Origin of the sequence: Kribbella qitaiheensis, assembly GCF_042657745.1 — a bacterium.
GTDB lineage: Bacteria > Actinomycetota > Actinomycetes > Propionibacteriales > Kribbellaceae > Kribbella > Kribbella qitaiheensis.
Genome location: NZ_JBHSKE010000006.1, coordinates 191701 through 213063 on the forward strand (window position 1 = coordinate 191701; position 21363 = coordinate 213063).

Here is a 21363-nt window from a genome sequence, read left to right on the forward strand (position 1 = left end):
GATGTCCTGTACCGAGTGTGCCACCCCGCCCGGGTCTGCGGTGGGCAGATCTGCCAAGGGCAGATTCCCGGGCCATACCGCCGCGTGGCACCCACGCTGGAGACATGAGCGAGACCACGTCACCGAATGCCCTCGACAACCACATCTACCAGCGCCTGCTCTGGCAGCGCATCGTCGTGCTCGGCGAAGAGATCAAGGACGAGAACGCGAACGCCCTGTGCGCCCAGCTGATCCTGCTGAACGCCGAGGACCCCAAGGCGGACATCTCGCTGTACATCAACTCCCCCGGCGGCTCGGTGTCGGCGGGACTGGCGATCTACGACACGATGAACTTCATCAGCAACGACGTCGCGACGTACGCGATGGGGCTGGTCGCCTCGATGGGCCAGGTGCTGCTGACCTGCGGCACGCCCGGCAAGCGGTTCGCGCTGCCGCACTCGCGGATCATGATGCACCAGCCGCTCGGCGGCATGGGTGGGACCGCGACCGACATCAAGACCCAGGCGGAGCAGATGATCCTGGCCAAGAAGGACTTGGCCAGGCTGCTCGCCGACCGGACCGGGCAGCCGCTGGACCGGATCGAGACGGACTTCGACCGGGATCGCTGGTTCACCCCGGAGCAGGCGCAGGAGTACGGGATCGTCGACGAGGTACTGACGCGTCCTCCAGCGCCCGTTCCGGCGTGAGCTACTACTGAGCGAGGGCTTGGGCCAGGTCGCCGGTGAGGTCGTCCGGGTCTTCGAGGCCGATGCTGAGCCGCAGCAACCCTGCGTGCGGCTTGGCCTCGTCCGCGACCAGCCGGTGAGTCAGCCCGGCCGGGTGCTGGATCAAGGTGTCCACGCCGCCCAGTGACACCGCATGGGTAATCAGCCGAAGCGACGCGGCCACCCGGGCGGCGGCGTCATACCCGCCTGCGGTGGTGAAGGCCAGTACTGCGCCGGGCCCCGCCTGCTGCCGGCCGATCAGCCCGCGCGGGTCGCACTCGGGGAGGCCCGGGTAAAACACCTTGTCCACAGCCGGGTGGGTGCTCAGCCAGTCAGCCACCTTGGCTGCCGAGGCCTGCTGCGCGCGCACCCGTACCGGCAGTGTCTGGAGCCCGCGGTGCAACTCGTACGCCGCCAACGGGTGCAGGAGTGCTCCGGTGAGGGCACGGACCTGCCGGAGCCGGGCGGTCCACTCGGTGTCGGCGGCAACCAAGCCGCCCATCACGTCGCCGTGCCCGCCGAGGTACTTCGTCGCCGAGTGCAGGACCAGCGTGGCCCCTTGCGCTCTTGGCTGCTGGAGCACCGGGGTGGCGAAGGTGTTGTCCACCAGCACCGGTACGCCGTTGGCCAGGCGGACCACCTCGACGATGTCCACGAGTTCCACCGTCGGGTTGGCGGGGGTCTCCACCAGTACCAGCCCGGTGTCCGGCTGGAGCGCCTCGGCGATACCACCCGGGCTCGTCCACGTGACCGTCGTACCGAGGAGGCCTGTGGACAACAGGTGGTCCGAGCCGCCGTACAGCGGGCGGACGCCGACCACGTGCGGGAGGCCCGCCGCGACGGTCGCCAGCAGGCAGGCGGTGAGGGCGGCCATGCCGCTGCCGAACGCGACGGCTCCCTCGCACTGCTCGAGTTCGGCGAGAGCCTCCTCGAGGCGGGCGACGTTCGGATTCCACAGGCGCTGGTAGACGAGGCTGCCGCCGTCCGGGCCGTTGCCGAGCGCCAGCGCGTCGTACGACGCGCCGCCGGCGGCCACACCGGGCAGCGGGTAGGTCGTGGAGAGGTCGATGGGCGGGACGTGGACGCCGAGCGCGGGGAGGTCGTCACGGCCGGCGTGCACGGAGCGGGTGTCGGGCTGAGTCATCTTCGCCTCCTTCGGGTGAGGCGAGGATGGAATCTTCTGCAGATTGAGCGCAATAGTTCCGAAGAAAATTCGTCCACAGGCTTGTCCACACGCTGTGGATTCTGTGGATGAGACTTACAGTGGAGGCATGCCGAAGGATCGTCGGACGCCTGGACCGGCCCCGCGGCCGGTACCCGCTGCGCTCGACGAGGTCGATCAGGAGCTGGTCCGGCTGCTGACGGCCGACGGCCGGATGCCGAACAACGCGTTGGCCGAGGCGACCGGGATCGCGCCGTCGACCTGCCTGACGAGAGTCCGCGCGCTGCGCGAGCGCGGGGTGATCCGCGGGTTCCACGCGGACGTGGATCTGGCGGCGCTCGGGCAGCCGCTGCAGGCGATGGTGGCGATCCGGATCGGAGCCCACTCACGCGACGAGATCGACCGCTTCCGCCACCAGGCTCCTCGCCTGCCGGGCGTGCTCGCGCTGTACCACGTCAGCGGCGCCAACGACTACCTGCTGCACGTGGCCGCCGCTTCCCCCGACGCGCTCCGCGAGTTCGTCCTGGACCACCTCACCGCAGATCCTGCGGTCAGCCACGCCGAAACCAGCCTCATCTTCGAACACGTCCGAGGCATCCCCACTCCCTGACGCGTCAGACGAGCAGCTCGGGGTCGATGGCTTCCGCGTCGATGCCCACCAGCTCCCACCGGGCGATCACCGGCAGGTAGGCGCCACTGGTGATCAGCGGATCGCTCGCCACGATCTGCTGCGCCTCGGCGAGGTCAGCGCACCGGAGGAGATAACCGGCGGAGACGCCGGTGGCCGGCTCTCCCTCGAACGCTCCACCCAGGAGCACGGCCTGCCGGCTGATCAAGGAGTCGATGAACGGCTCGTGTTCCGGTACGTCGGCAGGCCCGTCCGGCACCTCGGTCAGCAGCACCCGGAAATACATCCCCACAAGCTAGCCGCGGACCGGCTGCTGGGCCATCACTCGGCCAAGGACTAGCGGGGCTTCAGGTTCCAGGCTTTGGCGAGGAGGGTGTACGAGGCGCGGCGCTCGGCCGGGTTGTGGATGTTGGTGGTGATGATGAGCTCGTCGGCGCCTGCGGACTCCGCTCGGCGTGCCAGGTCTGCCGCTACCTGGTCCGGGGTACCTACTGAGACCAGGCCCGACCATTCCTCGACGGCTGCTCGTTCGCCTTCGGACCACGGGTAGGCCGCGGCTTCCTCAGGGGACGGCAGCGGGCCGGGGCGGCCGGAGCGGAGACGAAGCATGGACAGTTCGTTCGCTCGAGCCAGAGCCTGGGCGCGTTCCTCGGTCTCGGCGACGATCGCGGCCAGGGCGAGGATCGCGTGCGGCTGGGACTGCTCGGGCGAAGGCTGGAACATCTCGCGGTAGGTGCGGATCACGCCTGCCGGGTCAAGGGTGCCGAAGTGGCCGGCGTAGGCGAAGCCCGTGCCGAGCGCGGCAGCCGCCTGGCCGCCGTACGCGCTGGAGCCGAGGATCCACACGGGCGGCAGCGGTACGTCGTCCGGCTGCGCGGAGATCGGGGCGAACGGGTGGCCCGCCGGGAAGCCCTCGGCGTACGCGCGCAGTTCGGTGTACTGCTCTGGGAAGTCGTCGGCGCTCAGAGCCTCGCGGCTGCGGCGGAGGGCCAGCGCGGTGCGTTGGTCGGTGCCGGGGGCTCGGCCGATGCCGAGGTCGATCCGGTCCGGGTAGAGGCCGCCCAGCACGCGGAAGGTCTCGGCGACCTTCAGCGGCGAGTGGTTCGGCAGCATGATCCCGCCGGAGCCGACTCGGATCGTCGAGGTCGCCGCGGCGACGGCCGCGATCATCACCTCAGGACTGGAGCTGACCACGCTCGGTATGTTGTGGTGCTCGGCGAGCCAGTACCGCTGATACCCGGCGGCTTCGGCGGTGCGCGCCAGCTCCAGGGTCTCGTGCAGCGCCTGGGACGGTCGCGTCCCGGTCGGCACGGGCGAAAGGTCGAGCACGGACAGCGGCATACCTTCGACACTCACGTTCAACAGCCAACCACCCGTCCCCAACCCCTATTCCACCCACCCGTACTGCGTGTCGCCGAGTGGGCGGGATCAGGCGGGGTAGGCGGTGGAGGTGCGGGCTTCGCGGAGGGGGCGGGCCCACCAGGCCAAGTGGGTCAGGAGGGTGGAGGCTGCCTGCGGGGTGGTGGGGTCTGCCGGGTTGCCGTCGGGGGTGAACGGGTCCGTGGGTTGATGGAAGCTGAGGGTTTCGCGGATGGTGACGGCGTGGAGCTCGCCGAAGACCTGGCGGAGTTGCTCGGCCGCACGGAGTCCCCCGGAGCGGCCGCCGTAGACGATGAAGGCGACGGGTTTGGCGTACCAGGGGCGGCGGACGGCGTCGATCGCGGTCTTCAGGTCACCGGGATAGCCGTGGTTGTACTCGGGGCAGACGATGACGATCGCATCCGCCTCGTCGATCCGCGCGGGCAGCTCGGTCAACGGCGTCTGGTCGAGGTCCACCATATCGAGCTTGAAGTCGTCGCGTTGCTCCACCTGCCGGCCGAACCAGTCGGCCACGATCGTGCCGAACTTGCCCGGCTCGGAGTTCCGGACGAGCAGGACCAGCCGCAGCGGATGAACTGTCACCTTGCGGACCGTAGTACCTCAACAAGACTTGAGGTCAAACCAGCGAACGGGCCGCCGGAGGCTCAGCTCCAGCGGCCCATCGATACGCGGGTGGTCTAGTCCGATCCGGAGGCAGGGGTCTCGGGGCGGGAGGGGTTGGCGGGGGTGTCCGGGTCCGCGGTTTCGGGGTCGGCTGCGGCGGGCTCGGCCGGCTGGTCGGAGGGCAGGGGTATGGAGGCGGGTGGCCGCGGTGGAGTTTGCGTGGAGAGGGCTGTGTTCGCAGCTCGCATCAACTCGACGGACTCCGCCGACCCTGAAGGCTGCGACGACTGCGACCGCTCCGATTCCTCCGATTGCTCTGAGGACTCCGATTGAGCTGAGGACTCCGGTGGCTGGGACGGGTCCGCGGTGTCGGACTGGAGGACGCCCACCTCGGTCCAGGCCGTGGTGACGGCGGAGACCTGCGGGGAGTCAGCGCCGAAGAGGGTGGTGGCCGCCGCGATCGTGGCCTGGGCGAAGTCGATGAAGGTAGCCGTCTCCGACAACTCGCCAGAGGTGAGAGTGGAGTACCAGATCCGGCCGGCATCCCCGTACGCGTTGCCGCCGAGCTCCTTCGCCACCAAGTAGAAGGCGTGGTTCGGGATGCCCGAGTTGATGTGGACGCCGCCGTGGTCGGCGGTGGTTTCGACGTATCCGGACATGTGGGCCGGCTGGGGATCCCGCCCCAGCCGCGGATCGTCGTACGCCGTGCCCGGTGCCTTCAGCGAGCGCAGTGCGGCACCACTGACGCCCGGGCGAAAGATGCCGGCACCGATCAGCCAGTCGGCGTCGGCGGCACTCTGGCCGAGGTGATGCTGTTTGGCGAGCGATCCGAAGACGTCGGAGATGCTCTCGTTCAGCGCGCCCGACTGCCCCTCGTAGGCGAGGTTGGCCGTGTACTGCGTGACGCCATGGGTGAGTTCGTGGCCGGTCACGTCGATGGACCGGGTGAAGTCGCCGAAGATCTCCCCGTCCCCGTCGCCGAAGACCATCTGCGCGCCGTCCCAGAAGGCGTTCGCGTAGCCGCGGTCGAAGTGCACGGTCGAGCTCAGCAGCAGCCCCGCGCCGTCGATCGAGTCGCGCCCGAAGCACTCCTGGAACATGGCCCAGGTCGCGCCCGTCCCGTCGTACGCCTGGTTGACCGCCAGGTCCGTGGTGGCGGGCGCGCCCTCGGCGCGGACCACGGTGCCGGGCAGTGAGGTGCCGTGCTCCGCATCGTGGACGACTCGTCGCGGGCCTTGTGCGGGCCCTTCATCCTGGGAAGGAGCAGCATCCTGGAAAGGAGCGGCATCCTGGGAAGGAGTCGCCGAGGGCCGGGCCCGGAACACGGCGTCGTGCTGCAGCGACTGGCGGTAGCGAGCGCGCAGGTTCGGGTCATCCGCGGTCCGCTCCAGGTGCTCGAGCAGGTACGGCGGGACGATGTGATGGACCGTCATGACCAGATGGTGCCCTTTCGAACGGGTACAGCAAAGGGCGAAATGCGGTAAAGTCGAGGATTTGTGGCTACCACCAGAGAAATGAAGGAAATCGGCTCTGGGAACCTGCGAAGGATAGTTTATCACGAGGGGTTGGAATTGCTGAATCCGGTCCAGGCTGAACAGGTTTACCTGACGACTTTCTATACGACGCTCGACCGTGAACGGGAGCGTACGGAGAGTCGCCGTGGCGACGAGCAGGTCGCCGGCACCCGCAACGCGCAGGCCCTGCACCAGCGCGACGGCCGGATCCGCGACCTCAACGCCCGGCTGTCCCGGCTGAACTCGGCCGAGGAGGGGCTGTGCTTCGGCCGGCTGGACGACGAGTCCGGCGAGGTGCTGCACATCGGCCGGATCGGTCTGCACGACGAGGAGTACGAGCCGCTCCTGGTGGACTGGCGGGCCCCGGTCGCCAGGCCGTTCTACATCGCCACAGCGGTGGCGAATCACGGCATCGTGCGCCGCCGGCACATCCAGACCCGGCTCCGTCAGGTGGTCGACGTCTCCGACGAGCAGCTCGATCTGGACCGGACCGCGGACGGCGCGTCCCAGCCCGGTGGCGGGGTGATCGGCGAGGCGGTGCTGCTGAACGCGCTCGAGGCCCGGCGGACCGGCACGATGGAGTCGATCGTCCGGACGATCCAGGCCGACCAGGACCGGATCATCCGCTCGGACCTGGCCGGGGTGCTGGTGGTCCAGGGCGGTCCAGGCACCGGCAAGACGGCAATCGCGCTGCACCGCGCGGCTTTCCTTTTGTATACACATCGGGAGCAACTCGAAAAACGCGGAATCCTGGTAGTCGGCCCCAATTTAACGTTCCTAAAGTTCATCGGCCAGGTGCTGCCGTCGCTCGGTGAGGACGGTGTCCGCCTCGTCACCGTCGCCGAGCTCTACCCGGGCCTGACCGCGACGCGGCCGGAGCCGGCCGAGGTGTCCGAGGTCAAGGGCCGCGCGGTGATGGCCGAGGTGATCGAGACCGCGGTCGCCGACCGGCAGTGGGTGCCCGCCGAGCCGCTCGAGCTCACCGTCGACCGGACCGTACTCCGGCTGGATCCGTCGCTGTTCGAGGACGCCCGCGCCAGGGCTCGCGCCCGCCGGCTGACCCACAACCAGGCCCGGCCGTTCCTCCTGAAGGACATCATCGACGCGCTGACCGGCCAGTACGCGGACATCATCGGCGAGGACCCGCTCGGCGGCGAAAACCTGCTCGACGACTACGACCTGCAGGAACTCCGCGCCGAGGTGGAGGCCGAGCCGGCCGTGGTCGCGTTGCTCGACCGCCTCTGGCCGCTGCTCACCCCCGAGGACCTGCTGGTCGACCTGTACGGCGATGAGGACCGGCTCGCGTCGGCGGCTCCGCAACTCAGCCCGCTGGACCGCGAACACCTGCTCCGGTACGGCGACGACTGGAGCCAGGCTGATGTCCCGCTGCTCGACGAGGCGGCCGAGCTCCTCGGCGACGACGGGCGCGACCGGGCCCGCGAACGCGCGGAGCGAGCCCGGGCGATCGCCTATGCCCAAGGCTCCCTGGACGTGTTGTCGGGCTCGGGGTCTACCGACTACGACGAGGACGACGAGGCGGAGATCCTCAGCGCCAAGGACATCCTCGACGCGGAGACCCTCGCCGCGCGGTACGAGGCTGGGGACGATCGCACGCTGGCCGAGCGGGCGGCGGTCGATCGCCGGTGGACCTACGGGCACGTGATCGTGGACGAGGCGCAGGAGTTGTCCCCGATGGCGTGGCGTGCGATCGCCCGGCGCTGTCCGCTGCGCTCGATGACGCTGGTCGGGGACGTCGCCCAGACGGGTGCGGCCGGCGGCGGTACCAGCTGGGAGCAGGCGCTCGCGCCGACGTTCGGGGATCGCTGGCGGCTCGCGGAGCTGACGCTGAACTACCGGACACCGGCCGAGGTGATGGAACTCGCCGCGGATGTCCTGAAGGAGGTCGACCCGACCGCGAAGCCACCTCGCTCCGTCCGCTCCACCGGGGTGAAACCGTGGCACGTGGAGGTCCCGGCCGCCGAGCAGGCGGCGTACGTGAGCAAGGTGGCGGGTGAAGAGGTGCAGCACGGGCAGGTCGGCGTGATCACCTCGCGGCACCGGCTGGAGATCGTGCAGGAGGCGATCGGCGACCTCGCAGATGTCACGGTGCTGACCGTCGCCGGGGCCAAGGGGCTCGAGTTCGACTCGGTGCTGGTGGTCGACCCGGACGGCATCCTGGTCGAGTCACCCCGGGGACTGCGGGACCTGTACGTCGCGCTGACCCGCTGCACTCAGCGGCTCGGCGTCATCGGCCCGCTACCCGGCGTACTCCGCGACTCGGACGCGTGGGAGATCCGGAGCTGAGGCCTGTTTCGGCCGCCCCGATCGTCCTACTTTCGGAAGATGAAGAAGCCACTTCAGTGTCTTCTCGGCTTACACAGGTGGAGAACCGAGCGCAACGAGGAGGGGCAGCGGTACCAGCTGTGCCTGCGTTGTGGGACTTCGCGCGACAAGCTCTCACTCAACGACTTCGGAGGCGGTTTCTGAGAGCTAGTGGTCGGCGCAGCATTTCTGCTGGTGCTCGACCTCGAAGGGAATGAGTACGCCGCCGGCGGCCGGCTGGACCAGGAGGACCACCCGGCCGTTGCGGCGGATGGGGCGGACGAAATCGAGGGTGTCGATCACGGTGCCGTCCTCGACCGGGAGACCGCCGAGGGCTTCCACCTCGTCGATGCCACCGCGTTCGCGGAGCTCGGCTGCGGTGAGGATCCCCCTGGCCTGTTCCTGACCGGGGAACCTGACCAGTCGTCCCGCAGTACCGAGGGCGCTTTCGACGGCGGCGACATAGGCGCCGCGGACGAGTTGGCTCGGTCCAGCGACGACTGGTTCGGCAGCGCCGGCCTGGATGATCGCCGAGCCGACCTTGCCGACGACGGGGTCTGAGCCCAGGCCACCGCCGAGTGGACCCAGGTCCGAACCGGAGATGGAGACGGCGAGGTGCGGCCGGTCGCCGCCCGGCACCACGTGGGTGCAGGCGACGACCGGACCGGACACGGTGGCGAGCAGCTGGTGCAGGAGGTGCTCGGCCTCGAGCGTGTCCCGGCTGTCAGCGTCGACGGCGATGATCACTTCTTCGGCAGAATCCAGATCGGGTTCGTGTAGAACCAGAGGTCGGCCCACGGGTCCGCGTCGCCGACCACGTCGAGCTGCGGGCCCTTCGGGTCGATCGCCGAACCGAGGTAGCCGGCCTGGCTGCGGTTCCCGTCGGTACCGCGGACGCGCACGTAGAACGCCTCCTCCGCCTTGCCGAGCGGCAGTACCAGCTCGAACGTGCCGCGCTTGCCCGAGGTGTCCCACTGCCGGACGACCTTGGTGTCGGGTGCCTTGAAGGTGTCCCGGTCGCTGACGGTGCCCTTGACCGAGCCGCGGATCGCGTCCACCCGGTTCAGGGTCGGCACGAAGTTCGCCCAGTTCGGCATCGTCTGCGCGGTGATCCGGACGACCAGCTCGACCGAGCGACCCTGGCGTACGTGCAGCGCGCCGCCGAGCGGTTCGCCGTACCGCTGGCCGACCTCGCGGACCTCGACCTCGACGCCCTTGACGAGCGCGCCGTGGTCGACCCACATCCGGCCGTTGCGCAGGCCCTCCATCACCGACAGGTAGTCGCGCCGGCTCGAGCCGACGTGGGTGCGGCTGTAGAAGCCCGGCCAGAAGTCACCCGCGGTCTGGTTGACGGTGTTGCCGTAGACCGGGTCCATGTAGCGGCCGTCGCGGTCGAACTGGGCCTGGTCGGAACCGTCCGGACGGCGCGAGGTCTCGTTCCAGTTCACGTGCGAGTCGGAGTTCGCGCTGATCCACCACGGCTTGCCCTCGGCGAGCAGGCTGTCCCACAGCCCGCCGACGGTCGCGGTCATCCAGTCGAACCCGCCCCAGGTGCGGTAGCTCTCGGCCGGGTAGCCGGGGAAGGAGTTCGCGCCTGGCGTGTTGCCGTAGAAGCCCCGTGCGCTGGCGCCGCCGATGCCCTTGGGCAGACCCGCGGCCTGGTGGCCGGGAGCGCCCTCGAAGCCGACGGCGATCCGCGGGTCGGCGTCTCGCCAGTTGCGGATCTCGTGCGGGCTGTCGATGCCGTTGCGGGCCGGGTGGTTGGCGAGGAACAGCGCGTCCTGGACCCGGCGGCGGTCGACCTGCTGGCCGAGCCACTGGATGCCGGAGACGGCGAGAGCCTCGTTAACCGGGGTGTTCGCGCCCGCGTTCTTCACGCTGCCGTCGTAGCTGTTCTCGAACTGCTTCAGTACTTCGACCTCACGGCTGCCCGGCGCGACGAAGACCGTGCCGTGCTCGGCGGCCGGGATGTTCCACTCCAGGCCCTGGAAGATCAGCGTGTCCTTCAGCTCCGACCGGGCCGCCTTGATCTGCGGGTTCACCAGGTCGACGCCGATCCGGGCGTGGGTGGCGCCACCGTGGTCGGTGATGACGAGCCAGTCGAGGCCGAACGCGGCCGCGTGCCGGGCCTGGTCGATCACCCGGTACATGCCGTCGGAGCTCAACTGGGTGTGGATGTGGTGGTCACCCGCGAGCCACACGTTGGGACGCTTGCCCTGCTGGAACACGAAGTTGTCCGGCTTGTTCGCGGCCGCGAACTGGGCGCCGGAGACGGCCAACGCGGCGGTGCCCCCGAGGATGCCGGCGGACCGGAGCAGCCCGCGGCGGGACATCTCGGTGGGCGACAGCTCGCTGTCCGGGATCGACTCGTCCAACGCCGCCGCCGTGGCCGCGTCCAGCTCGGTGTTCGGGTGGTGGTGATCATGGTCGTGGCCGTGACCATGTCCATGCCCGTGACCGTGCTCGTCCTCATGGTCGTGCGGGTGAGCGTGCGAGTGTCCCATCGTGCGTCCTCTCGGATGGCGGAAACCGCCGGGATCATCGCCTTTCCGAGTGACAACAAGGTGTTCTCCACATGAACCTCACAAGCCGCCTCCTGCCCCACCTTCCGTTGTCCTGCGACGACGTCGCATCTACCTGCGGGCATGGACACAGCGGCCGGACCCGGTTTGAATGGCGCGGATGAGACGGCAGGTGTGGGCGGTGGTGCTGGCGACCGTGTTGGTGGCGGTGGTCGGCGTCGTGGTCGCCCTTGCCTCCCGCAACGACGCTGCCTCCCGCGGCGGGGACCTGGATGCCGTGCCCTCTGCCGGCGAGTCGCCCACGGCAAGGACGGTCGTCACGCCTGCGCCGCCTCCGACCACCAGGCCGAGCCGGACGCGGCCGATCGTCTACGTGTTCCCGGTCGGCGGATGTAAGGCGTCGGCTTCACAGAGTCATCACGACTATCCGGCTTCGGACATCTTCGCGAAGGTGGGGTGCCGGTTCGTCGCTCCTGTGGATGGGCGGGTCGACGAGGTGACTCGGGTCGATGAGTGGGACCCGAAGACGAACGTGGGCCGGGATCGCGGTGGGTTGTCGGTGTCGGTGGTCGGGGTCGATGGAGTCCGGTACTACGGGTCGCATCTGTCGGCGATCCCGGCGGGGATCAAGCCCGGCCTCCAAGTCAGGGCCGGCCAGACGTTGGCGCTGACAGGGAAGACCGGGAGCGCTCGGGCAACGCCGGCTCATCTGCATTTTGGGATCAGCTGGCCGACTGCAGCGGGCAAGTGGTGGATCCGGCGCGGGTCGGTCTCCCCGCAGAGCTACCTGAACGCGTGGCATGACGGCAAGACGTTGTCGCCGGTCCAGGCGGTCGCCCGCGCCCGGACGGCGTACGGGGTCGATCGCGGGTGCCGCTCGTATTGCTGAGGGTCAGCGCAGCGGGCGGAAGAAGGCGCGGATGTCGTCGACCAGGAGGTCGGGGGCTTCCAGCGAGGCGAAGTGGCCGCCACGGTCGAACTCGCTCCAGTGGGTGAGGTGGTGCTCCCGCTCGAGGATGTGCCGCATCGCGGGATCGGTCGGGAACACGGCAACACCAGTGGGCACGGTGGAAGGCGGCGGCGGATCAGCCGGCGCGTGGCGGTTCTCGTAGTACAGGTTGGCCGAGGTGGCGCTCGTGTTGGTGAACCAGTAGATCGAGACATCGGTGAGCAGGTGGTCGAGCGAGACAGCATCCTCCGGCAACGGACGAGCCGGATCGGTCCAATCGTGAAACTTCTCCAGGATCCAAGCGAGCTGCCCGACCGGTGAATCACTCAGGCCGAACGACACCGTCTGCGGCTTGGTCGACTGCAGTTCGGCGTACCCCGTGCCGGTGGACCGAGTCTGCTCCGCCGCGGCAAGCTTGGCTTGGTCGCGTTCGCTCAGATTGTCGAAGTCCCCTGGCCTCGCGGCAGGAAAGGCCAGACCTCCATTGAGGTGTACGCCGACAACGTGGTCGGCGTCGATCCGCCCGAGCAACGGCGACACCACCGACCCCGTGTCACCACCCTGAGCGCCGTACTGCGGGTAGCCGAGGCGGGCCATCAGCGTGGACCAGGCTCGGGCGATCCGCTGGTGGTTCCAGCCGGGTTCCTCCAGTGGGACGGAGAAGCCGTGGCCCGGGACGGACGGCGCGACGACGTGGAAGGCATCGGCCGGGTCACCGCCGTGGGAGACGGGATCGGTCAAGGGGCCGAGCACGTCGAGGAACTCCGCGATCGAGCCCGGCCAGCCGTGCGTCAGGATCAGCGGGAGCGCGGCGGGTTCGGGCGATCGCGCATGCAGGACGTGGATCGTCTGGCCGTCGATTCGGGTGGTGAACTGCGGGAACGCGTTGAGCCGCTCCTCCCAGCTCCGCCAGTCATACTCCAGCCACCTAGCCACGACCCGCCGCAGGTATTCGACGGGCACGCCACGCTCCCAACCGGTCGAGGGGAGCGCGCGGGGCCACCGGACGCGCTCCAACCGCTCGCGCAACTCGTCGATCGCTTCCTGCGGCACCTCGATCCGGAACTGCTCGATCCCCACCGGTGAATCCATTCCGCCAGGCTAGAGAGCGGCCTTCGATCCGGTGCGGATTTTCCTGTCCGCGAGATCGAGCGGCAGCAGGGCAACGAGGAGGAAGGCGCCGCCGAGGGGCATCAGGTCGAGGTTGATCGTGATGGTGATGAAGCCGAGCACCAGGAGGACCGGGGACCAGATCGGCAGTCGGCGCTCGCGCGTGAGGAGGATGGCGAGTGTGAGCAGACCGGCCAGGAACAGCAGCGGGCCGACCGTGTAGAGGGTCTCGTAGAGGCCGAGGTCGCCGGGCCAACGGTCGTACTCGTCGCCGACCACGGACATGGCCGCATGGTCGTCGGCGCGGAATCCCACGATCAGGTCGATCACGATCACCCGGAGGAACGCGGCGACGCCGACCAGCCCGGCCACCAGCGCGACCAGACTCACCCCGCGCGCCCGCGCGAGCAACCCGCGCAGGGCGAACAGCGCCACGGCGTACAGGGCGAAGCCGGTCAGGAAGAGCAGGTGGCCGATGGTCCAGGCGAGGCCGGGGCCGTGGTCGCCATCGGCGCCGTCGATCCACCGGATGATGCCATAGGCAATGAAAAGGAGCGGTGCGGCAACGAAGGTCTTGGTCATGGTCACCATGCTGGTGAGCCGATCCGGCCCGCACCTCGCCGCTGAGGACCAACTTGCCGCCGGGACTAGGTCGTGGGAGTGATCAGCCCGGTCTCATAGGCGGCGATCACCGCCTGGACCCGATCGCGGAGGCCCAGCTTGGCCAGGGTGTTGCTGACGTGCGTCTTCACCGTGTGCTCGCTCACCGTCAGGGCCGCGGCGATCTCCGCGTTCGAGAGGCCGCGACCGAGCAGGACCAGCGTCTCCCGCTCGCGCGACGTCAACACGTCGAGGCTCGCGGCCGGACCACTGCGCGGGCGGTTGCGGGTGAGATCCGCGATCAACCTGCGGGTGACGCTCGGCGCGAGCAGCGACTCCCCCGCGGCGACCACCCGGACGGCGTGCACGAGGTCGTCGCGGCGGACGTCCTTCAACAGGAACCCGCTCGCTCCCGCGTACAGCGCGTCGTACACGTAGTCGTCGGAGTCGAAGGTGGTCAGCATGATCACCTTCGTCGCAGTACCGGCGCAGATCGTACGGGCCGCCGCGAGCCCGTCCATTCGCGGCATCCGGACGTCGAGCAGAGCGACCTCGGGCCGTTGCGCGCGTACCAGCTCGACCGCCTCGGCGCCGTCGCCCGCCTCGCCGACCACCTCGATGTCAGGTTGCGCCTCGAGGATCATCGCGAACCCGCTGCGGACGAGTTCCTGGTCGTCGGCAAGTACCACCCGGATCATCGGACTCCTTCTGGACAAGGCAATCTGGCCCGGACCTCGAACCCACCACCTGGACGCGGACCGGCCTCCGCAGTACCGCCGCAAGCCGCTGCGCGCTCGCGGATCCCGACCAGCCCGTGGCCCCCGACAACAGTTGCCTGCGGCCCTCGACCGTCGTCGACGACCGACACCTCCAGCTCATCTGCCAACCAGTCGAGCCGTACTGCGACGTGCTCCGCGCGGGCGTGCTTCAAGGTGTTGGTGAGCGCCTCCTGGACGATGCGGTACACCGCGATCTCCGTATCCGGGGGCACCAGCCGGCGCTCACCCGTCACCTCGAGCGATGCGGTCCCGCCGACGAGCTCGGGCAGGTCGTCCAGCGTCGGCTGAGGCAGTCGCTGTGTTTCGTCCGCCTTGAGCACGCCGAGCAGCCGCCGGAGCTGCGTCATCGCGTCCCGCCCGGCGTCCGCGATCGCCTCGAAGGCCCGCTCCGCCCGCTCCGGATCACGCCGTACGACGACCGGGCCCGCCTCGGCCTGCACCACCATCAGGCTGACCGCGTGAGCCAGGATGTCGTGCATGTCGCGAGCGACCCGGGCGCGTTCCTCCGCCGCGGCGCGGGCCGCTTCGGCGACGCGCTCGCGTCCGAGTTGCTCCGCACGTTCGCGCAGGGTCTCGGCATGCTCCCGCCGGGTCCGCTCGAGCGAGCCCAGCAGGAACGCGGCCAGCGGAAGCAACAGGGTGAACATGAACTCGTCGAGGTCGTTGTGCTTCAGCAGCAACGAGGCCGGCGGGAAGGTGACGAGGATGGCGACGAGGACGCCGAGCCGCTGCCACCGTGTCCGGCCGAGACTGGCGATGGTGTAGATCGCCAGCAGCCCGGCGTACTGCAGGTTCTGTCCGGGACGGTGGTACGCCGAGACTCCGGTGGCGGCCGCGCCGACGATCACCATCACGGCGAAGGGAGCGCGTCGGCGCCAGAGCAGCGGGATCACCGTGGCGAGGTTCAGCAGCAGACCGAGGGCGGTCACCTCACCCGGAGCGGCGCCGATGAATGGCACCGAGCTCGCGACGGCTACGGCGAGCACCAGGCCCACGTCGACGGCGCGGTCGACCGGTCGCGGACCGGGGATCCCCAGCCGCGCCAACCAGCCATCGATCAGTCCGAGCACGCCACCAGTCTGACTCAGCGGACTGGCCAGGACCTCGCTCGCACGAGCGAGGTCCCTGGTCGCTGTCCCCCAACCGGGCCACTCACCCGGCTCACGGCCAGGTCAGCATCGCGGCAGCACCGGGCTCCGCCGGGCTCTGACGATCAGCGGCTCTTCAGGCGTTCGCGTAGTACTCGGGTTTCATCTGGATCAACTGGACGTAGTTGCCGTCCGGGTCGATCATCGTCGCGAACCAGCCGACGCCCCGGTCCTCGGGCTCGACCAGCCACTCCACGTCGAGTGTGCGCAGATGCGCGGCCGCCTCCTCGATGTCGTCGACCGCGAAGTTGACCACCACCCGACCGGGTTCGGCGGTACGGCCGGCGACGTCGTCCCGCTTCTCGATCACCAGGCCGAAACCACCGAGGTTGAGATTGCCGTAGCCGTCAGTCTCAGCGTGGAAGCCGTCGCGGTACCACGCCTTGAGACGGTCGGGGTCGGTGCTGCCGAGCAGCATGCTGTTCAGAACAGGCCGGTCCATGATGTCTCCTCCTCCGAGCCGGCTTTCGGCTCACGACCGGTACGTCGGAGTCGCGGCGGCGGGCTCGACACGGTCCGGAGACAGGGACAGAAAAACGTCCGCACCGGAGGACCAGGCGGTCACGGTGCGGACGATGAATGTTCTTCTCCATCAGGCGCTGAGACAACGGGGACTTACTAGCGGGGGGCTACATCCCACATGCGCTCGCCGGGCAGGGGGTCGGGGAGACGGTCGACGGCCGGCATCGGGTCGTTGGTGACCCGGAGACCGGCGAAACGACGGCTCATGGCGTGTGCGTACCGCTCGGCCAACGCCGGTTCGGCGTTGTAGTCGGCGATGACGTGCGCACCGAACCAGACTCGTACGCGTCGGCGCTCAGACGTCTGGGTGGCGGTGGCGGTTGTCACTTGTCCTCCTGGCAATTCGAGGGGTGTCGGCCTTCAGGCGCGGAGCGAGCGCGGTGCCGGTGCGCCGTGTGTTCACCGTCACGTCAGATCCAACGGACGACGCGGACGTTAGGTCACGCCCGAATTTGGCCGATCGTCCAGAAAGTGGAATCCATTCCTCATCGCCGCTCGAAGCTCTGTTCGGTTCTCACTTGAGAGCCAATTCATAGGGTTTCCTCAGGAACGACACGCCGGGTGTGACATCGCCGCTCCGTACGCTGGGTGACGTGACCATCGAAGACGCTGGGCCGAGGGCTCTGGCTGTTCCTGAACGGGTCGTACTGCCAACGGGGATCGCCACTGTTCAGACCGAACAACTGATCGGAGACGTCAGCGACGCGCTCCGCCTGCTCGACGCCGTGGAACGGGTCCGCGGCCATGCACACCCACTGATCCTCGGCCTGCAGGACGCCGTCGGCATGAAGATGCCCGCCGCTCTCGTGCTGAGCGCGATCTCCAACGGCCGGGACACCCTCGAGGCCGTCGCCGAGCAGATCGGCACCACCCCGGGCGAGGCCGAGCTGGCGATCGCCGACCTCGCCGCGCTGGGCCTGGTCCGCACCTCCCCCGAGTTCGCTGTCACCGGAGTGGGCCAGGCGCGACTGGCTCAGCTCGACGCCCTGACTGTCCGCGTCCTCGACGTGATCACCGGCATCCTCGGTCCGGCCGACGCGGCCCAGCTGGTCCGCCTGCTGCACACCGTCGCCGACGGCCTGGAGTCGGCCACCGCCACCGCCACCACGACGGACCAGTCCCTCCCACGAGCGATCCTCCACAACTGACCACCCGGCGGGGTGATGTCGAAGCGGGCGGGGGTGGCGTCGACGTACCTGGTGAAAGGCACCGCATGGTGCGCGACGCTAGGAGGACGAGATGTTCAAGGAGACGAAGGCGTTCAGCGGGTTCTCGGTCGACGACATCCCGGCGGCGAGGGAGTTCTACGCCGGGACGCTGGGGCTCGAGGTGACCGAGGACAACGGGATGCTCCAGCTGCGGATCGCCGGCGGCAACCCGGTGCTGGTCTACCCGAAAGACAACCACGTGCCGGCCGAGTTCACCATCCTGAACTTCCCGGTGGACGACATCGCGGCCACCGCGAAGGGGCTGGCCGACCGCGGGATCGTGTTCGAGCGGTACGGCGACGGCCACGACGAGCAGGGGGTCTTCCGGGCCGGCGGACCGCCGATCGCCTGGTTCAAGGACCCGGCCGGCAACGTGCTCTCGATCATCGAGGAATGAGCGGTCAGCTGTTGGGGATCGGGTCGTCGTACTTCCCGAGGCGGCCCTTGTAGCGAGTGTGGCCGAGATACGGCCACGCATAGGCGGTGCAGCCATGCAGGCCGAGGGTCTGCTGCTGCATCACGGGCGCGGGCTGTCCCGCAGCAGGGCACAGCTCGTGCCCGCGGCCGAGCCGGTGACCGGTCTCGTGGTTGATCATGTACTGCCGGTACTGCGGCAGCGGTGCTCCATAGTTCGGGACACCGTGCACCCAGCGGGCGACGTTCAGCACGACGCGATCACCGATCCGGCAGCTCGTGTACCGGTCGGGGCCGCCGCCACAGATGGTGTCGCGGGTCGACGGTGTGACGAGCATGAGGGTGAAGTCGGCCGCCTGGCCTGGACCCACTTGACGGAATCGCCAGAGCCCACCGGAGGCCCAGCCCTGCGGGGCGGCGTACGTGGCCCGGACGAAGTTGGCGAAGGCCGTGCGGTCGACACCCTTGATGCCGCCCTCGATCGCGATCTGGAAGGTGCGGAGAGTGCCGGCCTTGCCGATCGTGGCGGGGTTGCCGGGGAGCACCGAGTACCGCACGGTCCCCCGCCGCGGGTAGGTGATCTGCTCGGCCGGTCCGCGCGGCGCCGAGCTCGTCTTGGGCGAGACCTTGGTGCCGGGATCGCTGGCGGGCTGGTTCTCGGTTTCCCCTGGGTCGTTCTGCGCACGGCCGTTCTGGGATGGGCCGGTGGAGGTGTTGGCGGCCGGCCGCTCCGGGTAGCCGTTGCGGGCGAACGGGCTGGCCGGGAGCTGGTACAGAGCTCCCGCGGCGACCGCCGTCGCGATCCCCAGGGCGGCGACCCTCATCTTGCGCATCGACAAGCTCCTCACACCGCGCCCACGTTGAGCGCGTCCTCACCTCGTACTTGCCTGATCAGGCAGAACCCCTTCTCGGTCCGGAGATCTCACGACCCCTGCTGCCTCGATCCCTGCTACCTCGATCCCTGGTGCCCGTTCCCGCGCGACCCATGAATCGCCCCTCCATGCTCGCTCGCTCTCCAGAGGACTCAAGCGCGGATGATCGTCAGGCGCTGGGCCGGGTAGCTGCTGTCGGCGAAGCCGAGCGCGCGGTACAGGCCGTCACCTTCTTCGGTGGCGTGCAGCTCGACCTGGCCGACGCCGGTCTCGTCGCGGTACCAGTCGAGCAGTGCGATCACACAGGCGCGAGCCAGGCCGCGGCGCCGGAAGGCCGGCTCGGTGCTGACGTTGTACAAGTGCCCGCGCGTCGCGCTGAGGTCATTCGGGCCGGGCGGGTGCACGTTGCAGTTCCCTGCGGCGCCGGCGACCACCCCGATCTCCGGGTCGTCGACGACGAACGCGGCGAACGTCTCCCGCGAGGCGAGTTGCTCGGTGAAGAACCGCAGCGCGGAGTCCCGCCATGGTGCGTCCGCACCACCGATGTCTTGGCCCATCGCCGCAAGCATCAATCCCCTGAGCCTGACTAGCGCCTCCGCGTCATCCGGCTTGGCCCGTCGTACCTCGATCCCAGTCACCCCGAAATCATCTCCCGCTGAGGCCAGGGTTGGTAACCGGAGAACTCTCCGTTAAAGTGGAGAAATCTCCGGTTAAGCGAATCACCCGACGAAAGGCTCAGGACTGTGGCACCCACCAGAACGCGACTGACACTTGGCGGCGACCTCGAGGTCGGCCGGATCGGCTATGGCGCCATGCGGCTCACCGGCGAGGGCCTCTGGGGCGAGTACGCCGATCGTGAAGGCGGAATCAGGCTGCTGCGGCAGGCCGTCGAGGACGGTGTGACGCTGATCGACACGGCCGACGCCTACGGGCCGCACACCAACGAACTGCTCATCCGCGAGGCGCTGCACCCGTATCCCGAGCAGCTGGTCATCGCGACCAAGGGCGGCTTCGTCCGCGGCGGCAGAGAGCTCTCGTCGCTCAGCCCGATCGGCAACGCCAACTACCTGCGGCAGGCCGCGCACCTGAGCGCCCGGCGCCTCGGTGTCGAGCAGATCGACTTGTACTACCTGCACACCGGCTGGGCGCAGGACGCCTCGTTCGAGGAGCAGGTCGGCACCCTGGCGGAACTCCGGCAGCAGGGATTGATCAAGCACATCGGCCTCTCGAACGTGAGCCCGGAGCAACTGCGTGCGGCCCGGTCGATCGTTGAGATCGCCGCGGTCACCGCTCACTACAACGTCGTCGCCCAGCAGGAGGCCGAGCTGCTCGAGGCGGCCACCGAAGCCGGCCTGGTCTTCTCCCCTTGGCAGCCGGTGTCGCTCAGCACGCCCGGCGCACCCATAGACACAGCCGGCCCGGAGGCTGCCCGTCGCGTCATCGAACCGATCGCCGTCCGGCACGGAGCGACCAGTTCGCAGATCGCACTCGCCTGGCTGCTGGCGCAGTCGCCCGCGATGATGCCGGTTCCCGGTACGACGAACCTGGCGCACGTTCGCGAAAATCTGGCCGCGCAGGACCTCGAGCTGAGTGCTGAGGACCTTCAGGCGATCAACAGCATCGCTTCAGCGGGGACAGCCACTCAGTCGGACCTGCAGGAGACCTTCCTGTAGGTCGAACCGAGCAGAGCAGGTGCTTTGTTGCCGGCGGCTACTTCAGGCCGCGGATCGCGAGTTCGAGCACGCGTCTGGCCTGCTCCTCTCCGTCATTGCCGGGAGCAACGGTCCAGAGGAAGCCCATCAGCTGCAGGACGTCGGCAGGATCGAGGCCCGGGCGGACCTCGCCGACGTCCTCGCACGCCTGCAGGAGGGTCCGGATGGCCTGCATCACCGGCGCGGCGGTCGAGTTCACCACATCCTGCGCCGTGGCCGTCTGGAGCGCCTCGCCAAGACCGTGCTTGACCCGCACGAACGCAGCCAGCCGCAGGAACCACACGCGGAGGGCATCCAGCGGTGGATTCTCGTCGAGAATGCCGTCGACGGCTTCCACCAGCGTCTGGACCTCCTGCTGATAGACGGCCAGCACGAGGTCCTCGCGGGTGGGGAAGTGCCGGTACAGCGTGCCCGCTCCGACGCCGGCGCGCTTGGCGATCGCGTTCATCGAGACCCTCGGGTCTTCGGCGAACGCCTCGTACGCGACGGCGAGGATCCGCTCGCGGTTCAGCTGAGCATCGGCGCGCATCGCCACCGTCCGCTGCTCGGCCACGACTGCTCCTCGTTCGGTTGAGACCGACGCCCGGACCGTCGGCACACTCCACCGGAGAACTCTCCGGTACGCCGTCCACTCTAGGTCACCCCGCCCAGCCCTCGGCCGGTCTTGGGCATCTGTTGCGTTTGTTTCGTTTATTGCGGATACTGCTTTTGGCGGACTCTGGTCGACCACCCAGCGGATCGCCGGAAGGAGCAACTCCATGAGTGCCGCAGAACTGTCATCCGTACGCCCGGATGCCTCGGCGATCCGGACCGCCACCGGCGCGGTGAGGCGAGTGCAGCGATACCTGGCCAGCCATCACGACGACCGCGATGTCCGTCTGGTGGTCGACGATGACCCCGACACCCTCGTGGTTCCGCGAGGAGCCCTCGAACTCCTGGCCCGGATCCTCACTCACATGGCCGCCGGACAGGCCGTCTCCGTAGTTCCCACGCACGCCGAACTCACGACCCAACAGGCTGCCGACCTGCTGAACGTCTCCCGGCCGTACCTGATCGGGCTGCTGGACGACGGCAAGATCGAGTACCGCAAGGTCGGGAAGCACCGCAGGGTGCGAGCGGACTCGCTGCTGGACTACCTGCGCAAGGACGACCAGGAACGCCGCGAGGTGGCAGACGAGCTGACCGAGCTCAACCGGGAGATGGGCCTGTACTGA

The 21363-nt window shown here is 68.9% G+C and carries 24 protein-coding genes; 8 read left to right on the forward strand and 16 right to left on the reverse strand.

The window, feature by feature from the left end:
* Positions 1 to 104: 104 nt before the first annotated feature.
* Entirely contained in the window at positions 105 to 686 is a 582-nt protein-coding gene (locus ACFPJ1_RS05310; protein ID WP_380101715.1) for a ClpP family protease, read from the forward strand.
* Between the two features lie 4 nt (positions 687 to 690).
* On the opposite strand, the gene ACFPJ1_RS05315 is transcribed toward ACFPJ1_RS05310, so the two are convergent.
* A complete protein-coding gene (locus ACFPJ1_RS05315; RefSeq protein WP_380101716.1) occupies positions 691 to 1848 on the reverse strand; it encodes a trans-sulfuration enzyme family protein in 1158 nt (385 codons plus the stop codon).
* 127 nt (positions 1849 to 1975) lie between these two features.
* Between ACFPJ1_RS05315 and ACFPJ1_RS05320 the strand changes: the two genes are divergently transcribed.
* Entirely contained in the window at positions 1976 to 2476 is a 501-nt protein-coding gene (locus tag ACFPJ1_RS05320; RefSeq protein ID WP_380101717.1) for an Lrp/AsnC family transcriptional regulator, read from the forward strand.
* A gap of 4 nt (positions 2477 to 2480) precedes the next feature.
* Here the strand turns inward: ACFPJ1_RS05320 and ACFPJ1_RS05325 are convergent, their stop codons facing one another.
* From ACFPJ1_RS05325 to ACFPJ1_RS05340, 4 genes are all read right to left on the reverse strand, one after another.
* Entirely contained in the window at positions 2481 to 2780 is a 300-nt protein-coding gene (locus ACFPJ1_RS05325; protein WP_380101718.1) for a YciI family protein, read from the reverse strand.
* A gap of 50 nt (positions 2781 to 2830) precedes the next feature.
* Positions 2831 to 3850 (reverse strand): LLM class flavin-dependent oxidoreductase, encoded by a 1020-nt coding sequence (locus ACFPJ1_RS05330; RefSeq protein WP_380101719.1) that lies wholly within the window; start codon positions 3848 to 3850, stop codon positions 2831 to 2833.
* Between the two features lie 72 nt (positions 3851 to 3922).
* A complete protein-coding gene (locus tag ACFPJ1_RS05335; RefSeq protein ID WP_380101720.1) occupies positions 3923 to 4456 on the reverse strand; it encodes an NADPH-dependent FMN reductase in 534 nt (177 codons plus the stop codon).
* A gap of 95 nt (positions 4457 to 4551) precedes the next feature.
* Positions 4552 to 5910, reverse strand: a complete 1359-nt coding sequence (locus tag ACFPJ1_RS05340; protein WP_380101721.1) for a M4 family metallopeptidase — start codon at positions 5908 to 5910, stop codon at positions 4552 to 4554.
* A 132-nt stretch (positions 5911 to 6042) separates the two neighbouring features.
* On the opposite strand from ACFPJ1_RS05340, the gene ACFPJ1_RS05345 reads away from it, so the two are divergent.
* Complete coding sequence (locus tag ACFPJ1_RS05345; protein ID WP_380101723.1) at positions 6043 to 8295, forward strand: HelD family protein; 2253 nt, start codon at positions 6043 to 6045, stop codon at positions 8293 to 8295.
* A 186-nt stretch (positions 8296 to 8481) separates the two neighbouring features.
* On the opposite strand, the gene ACFPJ1_RS05350 is transcribed toward ACFPJ1_RS05345, so the two are convergent.
* Positions 8482 to 9060, reverse strand: coding sequence for a hypothetical protein (locus ACFPJ1_RS05350; protein ID WP_380101724.1), 579 nt, complete (start codon positions 9058 to 9060; stop codon positions 8482 to 8484).
* A complete protein-coding gene (locus ACFPJ1_RS05355) occupies positions 9057 to 10817 on the reverse strand; it encodes a histidinol-phosphatase (RefSeq protein ID WP_380101725.1) in 1761 nt (586 codons plus the stop codon). Before ACFPJ1_RS05355 ends, ACFPJ1_RS05350 begins: the two co-directional genes overlap by 4 nt.
* Positions 10818 to 10995: 178 nt before the next feature.
* On the opposite strand from ACFPJ1_RS05355, the gene ACFPJ1_RS05360 reads away from it, so the two are divergent.
* The gene (locus tag ACFPJ1_RS05360; protein WP_380101726.1) at positions 10996 to 11724 is read left to right on the forward strand and encodes a M23 family metallopeptidase; all 729 of its coding nucleotides are present in this window, start codon (positions 10996 to 10998) and stop codon (positions 11722 to 11724) included.
* Positions 11725 to 11727: 3 nt separating this feature from the next.
* Here the strand turns inward: ACFPJ1_RS05360 and ACFPJ1_RS05365 are convergent, their stop codons facing one another.
* The 6 genes from ACFPJ1_RS05365 to ACFPJ1_RS05390 form a co-directional block, all read right to left on the reverse strand.
* Complete coding sequence (locus ACFPJ1_RS05365) at positions 11728 to 12876, reverse strand: epoxide hydrolase family protein (RefSeq protein WP_380101727.1); 1149 nt, start codon at positions 12874 to 12876, stop codon at positions 11728 to 11730.
* A 9-nt stretch (positions 12877 to 12885) separates the two neighbouring features.
* Positions 12886 to 13476 (reverse strand): hypothetical protein, encoded by a 591-nt coding sequence (locus tag ACFPJ1_RS05370; protein WP_380101728.1) that lies wholly within the window; start codon positions 13474 to 13476, stop codon positions 12886 to 12888.
* A 65-nt stretch (positions 13477 to 13541) separates the two neighbouring features.
* Positions 13542 to 14192: a response regulator gene (locus tag ACFPJ1_RS05375; protein WP_380101729.1), complete on the reverse strand. Its 651-nt coding sequence runs from the start codon at positions 14190 to 14192 to the stop codon at positions 13542 to 13544.
* Positions 14189 to 15343 (reverse strand): sensor histidine kinase, encoded by a 1155-nt coding sequence (locus ACFPJ1_RS05380; RefSeq protein ID WP_380101731.1) that lies wholly within the window; start codon positions 15341 to 15343, stop codon positions 14189 to 14191. The genes ACFPJ1_RS05375 and ACFPJ1_RS05380 overlap by 4 nt, the downstream gene beginning before the upstream one ends.
* A gap of 154 nt (positions 15344 to 15497) precedes the next feature.
* Positions 15498 to 15863 carry a VOC family protein gene (locus ACFPJ1_RS05385; RefSeq protein WP_380101733.1) on the reverse strand — a complete coding sequence of 122 codons (366 nt, stop codon included), beginning with the start codon at positions 15861 to 15863 and terminating at the stop codon, positions 15498 to 15500.
* A 176-nt stretch (positions 15864 to 16039) separates the two neighbouring features.
* Positions 16040 to 16270, reverse strand: a complete 231-nt coding sequence (locus tag ACFPJ1_RS05390) for a hypothetical protein (RefSeq protein WP_380101734.1) — start codon at positions 16268 to 16270, stop codon at positions 16040 to 16042.
* A gap of 266 nt (positions 16271 to 16536) precedes the next feature.
* Here ACFPJ1_RS05390 and ACFPJ1_RS05395 point away from each other — a divergent pair, with 266 nt between their 5' ends.
* A complete protein-coding gene (locus ACFPJ1_RS05395; RefSeq protein ID WP_380101735.1) occupies positions 16537 to 17091 on the forward strand; it encodes a MarR family transcriptional regulator in 555 nt (184 codons plus the stop codon).
* A 91-nt stretch (positions 17092 to 17182) separates the two neighbouring features.
* Positions 17183 to 17548 (forward strand): VOC family protein, encoded by a 366-nt coding sequence (locus ACFPJ1_RS05400; RefSeq protein WP_380101737.1) that lies wholly within the window; start codon positions 17183 to 17185, stop codon positions 17546 to 17548.
* Positions 17549 to 17552: 4 nt separating this feature from the next.
* Here ACFPJ1_RS05400 and ACFPJ1_RS05405 read toward each other — a convergent pair whose 3' ends face one another.
* Positions 17553 to 18398 (reverse strand): DUF3152 domain-containing protein, encoded by an 846-nt coding sequence (locus ACFPJ1_RS05405; protein ID WP_380101738.1) that lies wholly within the window; start codon positions 18396 to 18398, stop codon positions 17553 to 17555.
* Between the two features lie 191 nt (positions 18399 to 18589).
* A complete protein-coding gene (locus ACFPJ1_RS05410) occupies positions 18590 to 19075 on the reverse strand; it encodes a GNAT family N-acetyltransferase (RefSeq protein ID WP_380101739.1) in 486 nt (161 codons plus the stop codon).
* Between the two features lie 105 nt (positions 19076 to 19180).
* Between ACFPJ1_RS05410 and ACFPJ1_RS05415 the strand changes: the two genes are divergently transcribed.
* Positions 19181 to 20110, forward strand: a complete 930-nt coding sequence (locus tag ACFPJ1_RS05415; RefSeq protein WP_380101740.1) for an aldo/keto reductase — start codon at positions 19181 to 19183, stop codon at positions 20108 to 20110.
* Positions 20111 to 20147: 37 nt separating this feature from the next.
* On the opposite strand, the gene ACFPJ1_RS05420 is transcribed toward ACFPJ1_RS05415, so the two are convergent.
* Complete coding sequence (locus ACFPJ1_RS05420) at positions 20148 to 20702, reverse strand: TetR/AcrR family transcriptional regulator (protein WP_380101741.1); 555 nt, start codon at positions 20700 to 20702, stop codon at positions 20148 to 20150.
* A 205-nt stretch (positions 20703 to 20907) separates the two neighbouring features.
* On the opposite strand from ACFPJ1_RS05420, the gene ACFPJ1_RS05425 reads away from it, so the two are divergent.
* Positions 20908 to 21363, forward strand: coding sequence for a helix-turn-helix domain-containing protein (locus ACFPJ1_RS05425; RefSeq protein ID WP_380101742.1), 456 nt, complete (start codon positions 20908 to 20910; stop codon positions 21361 to 21363).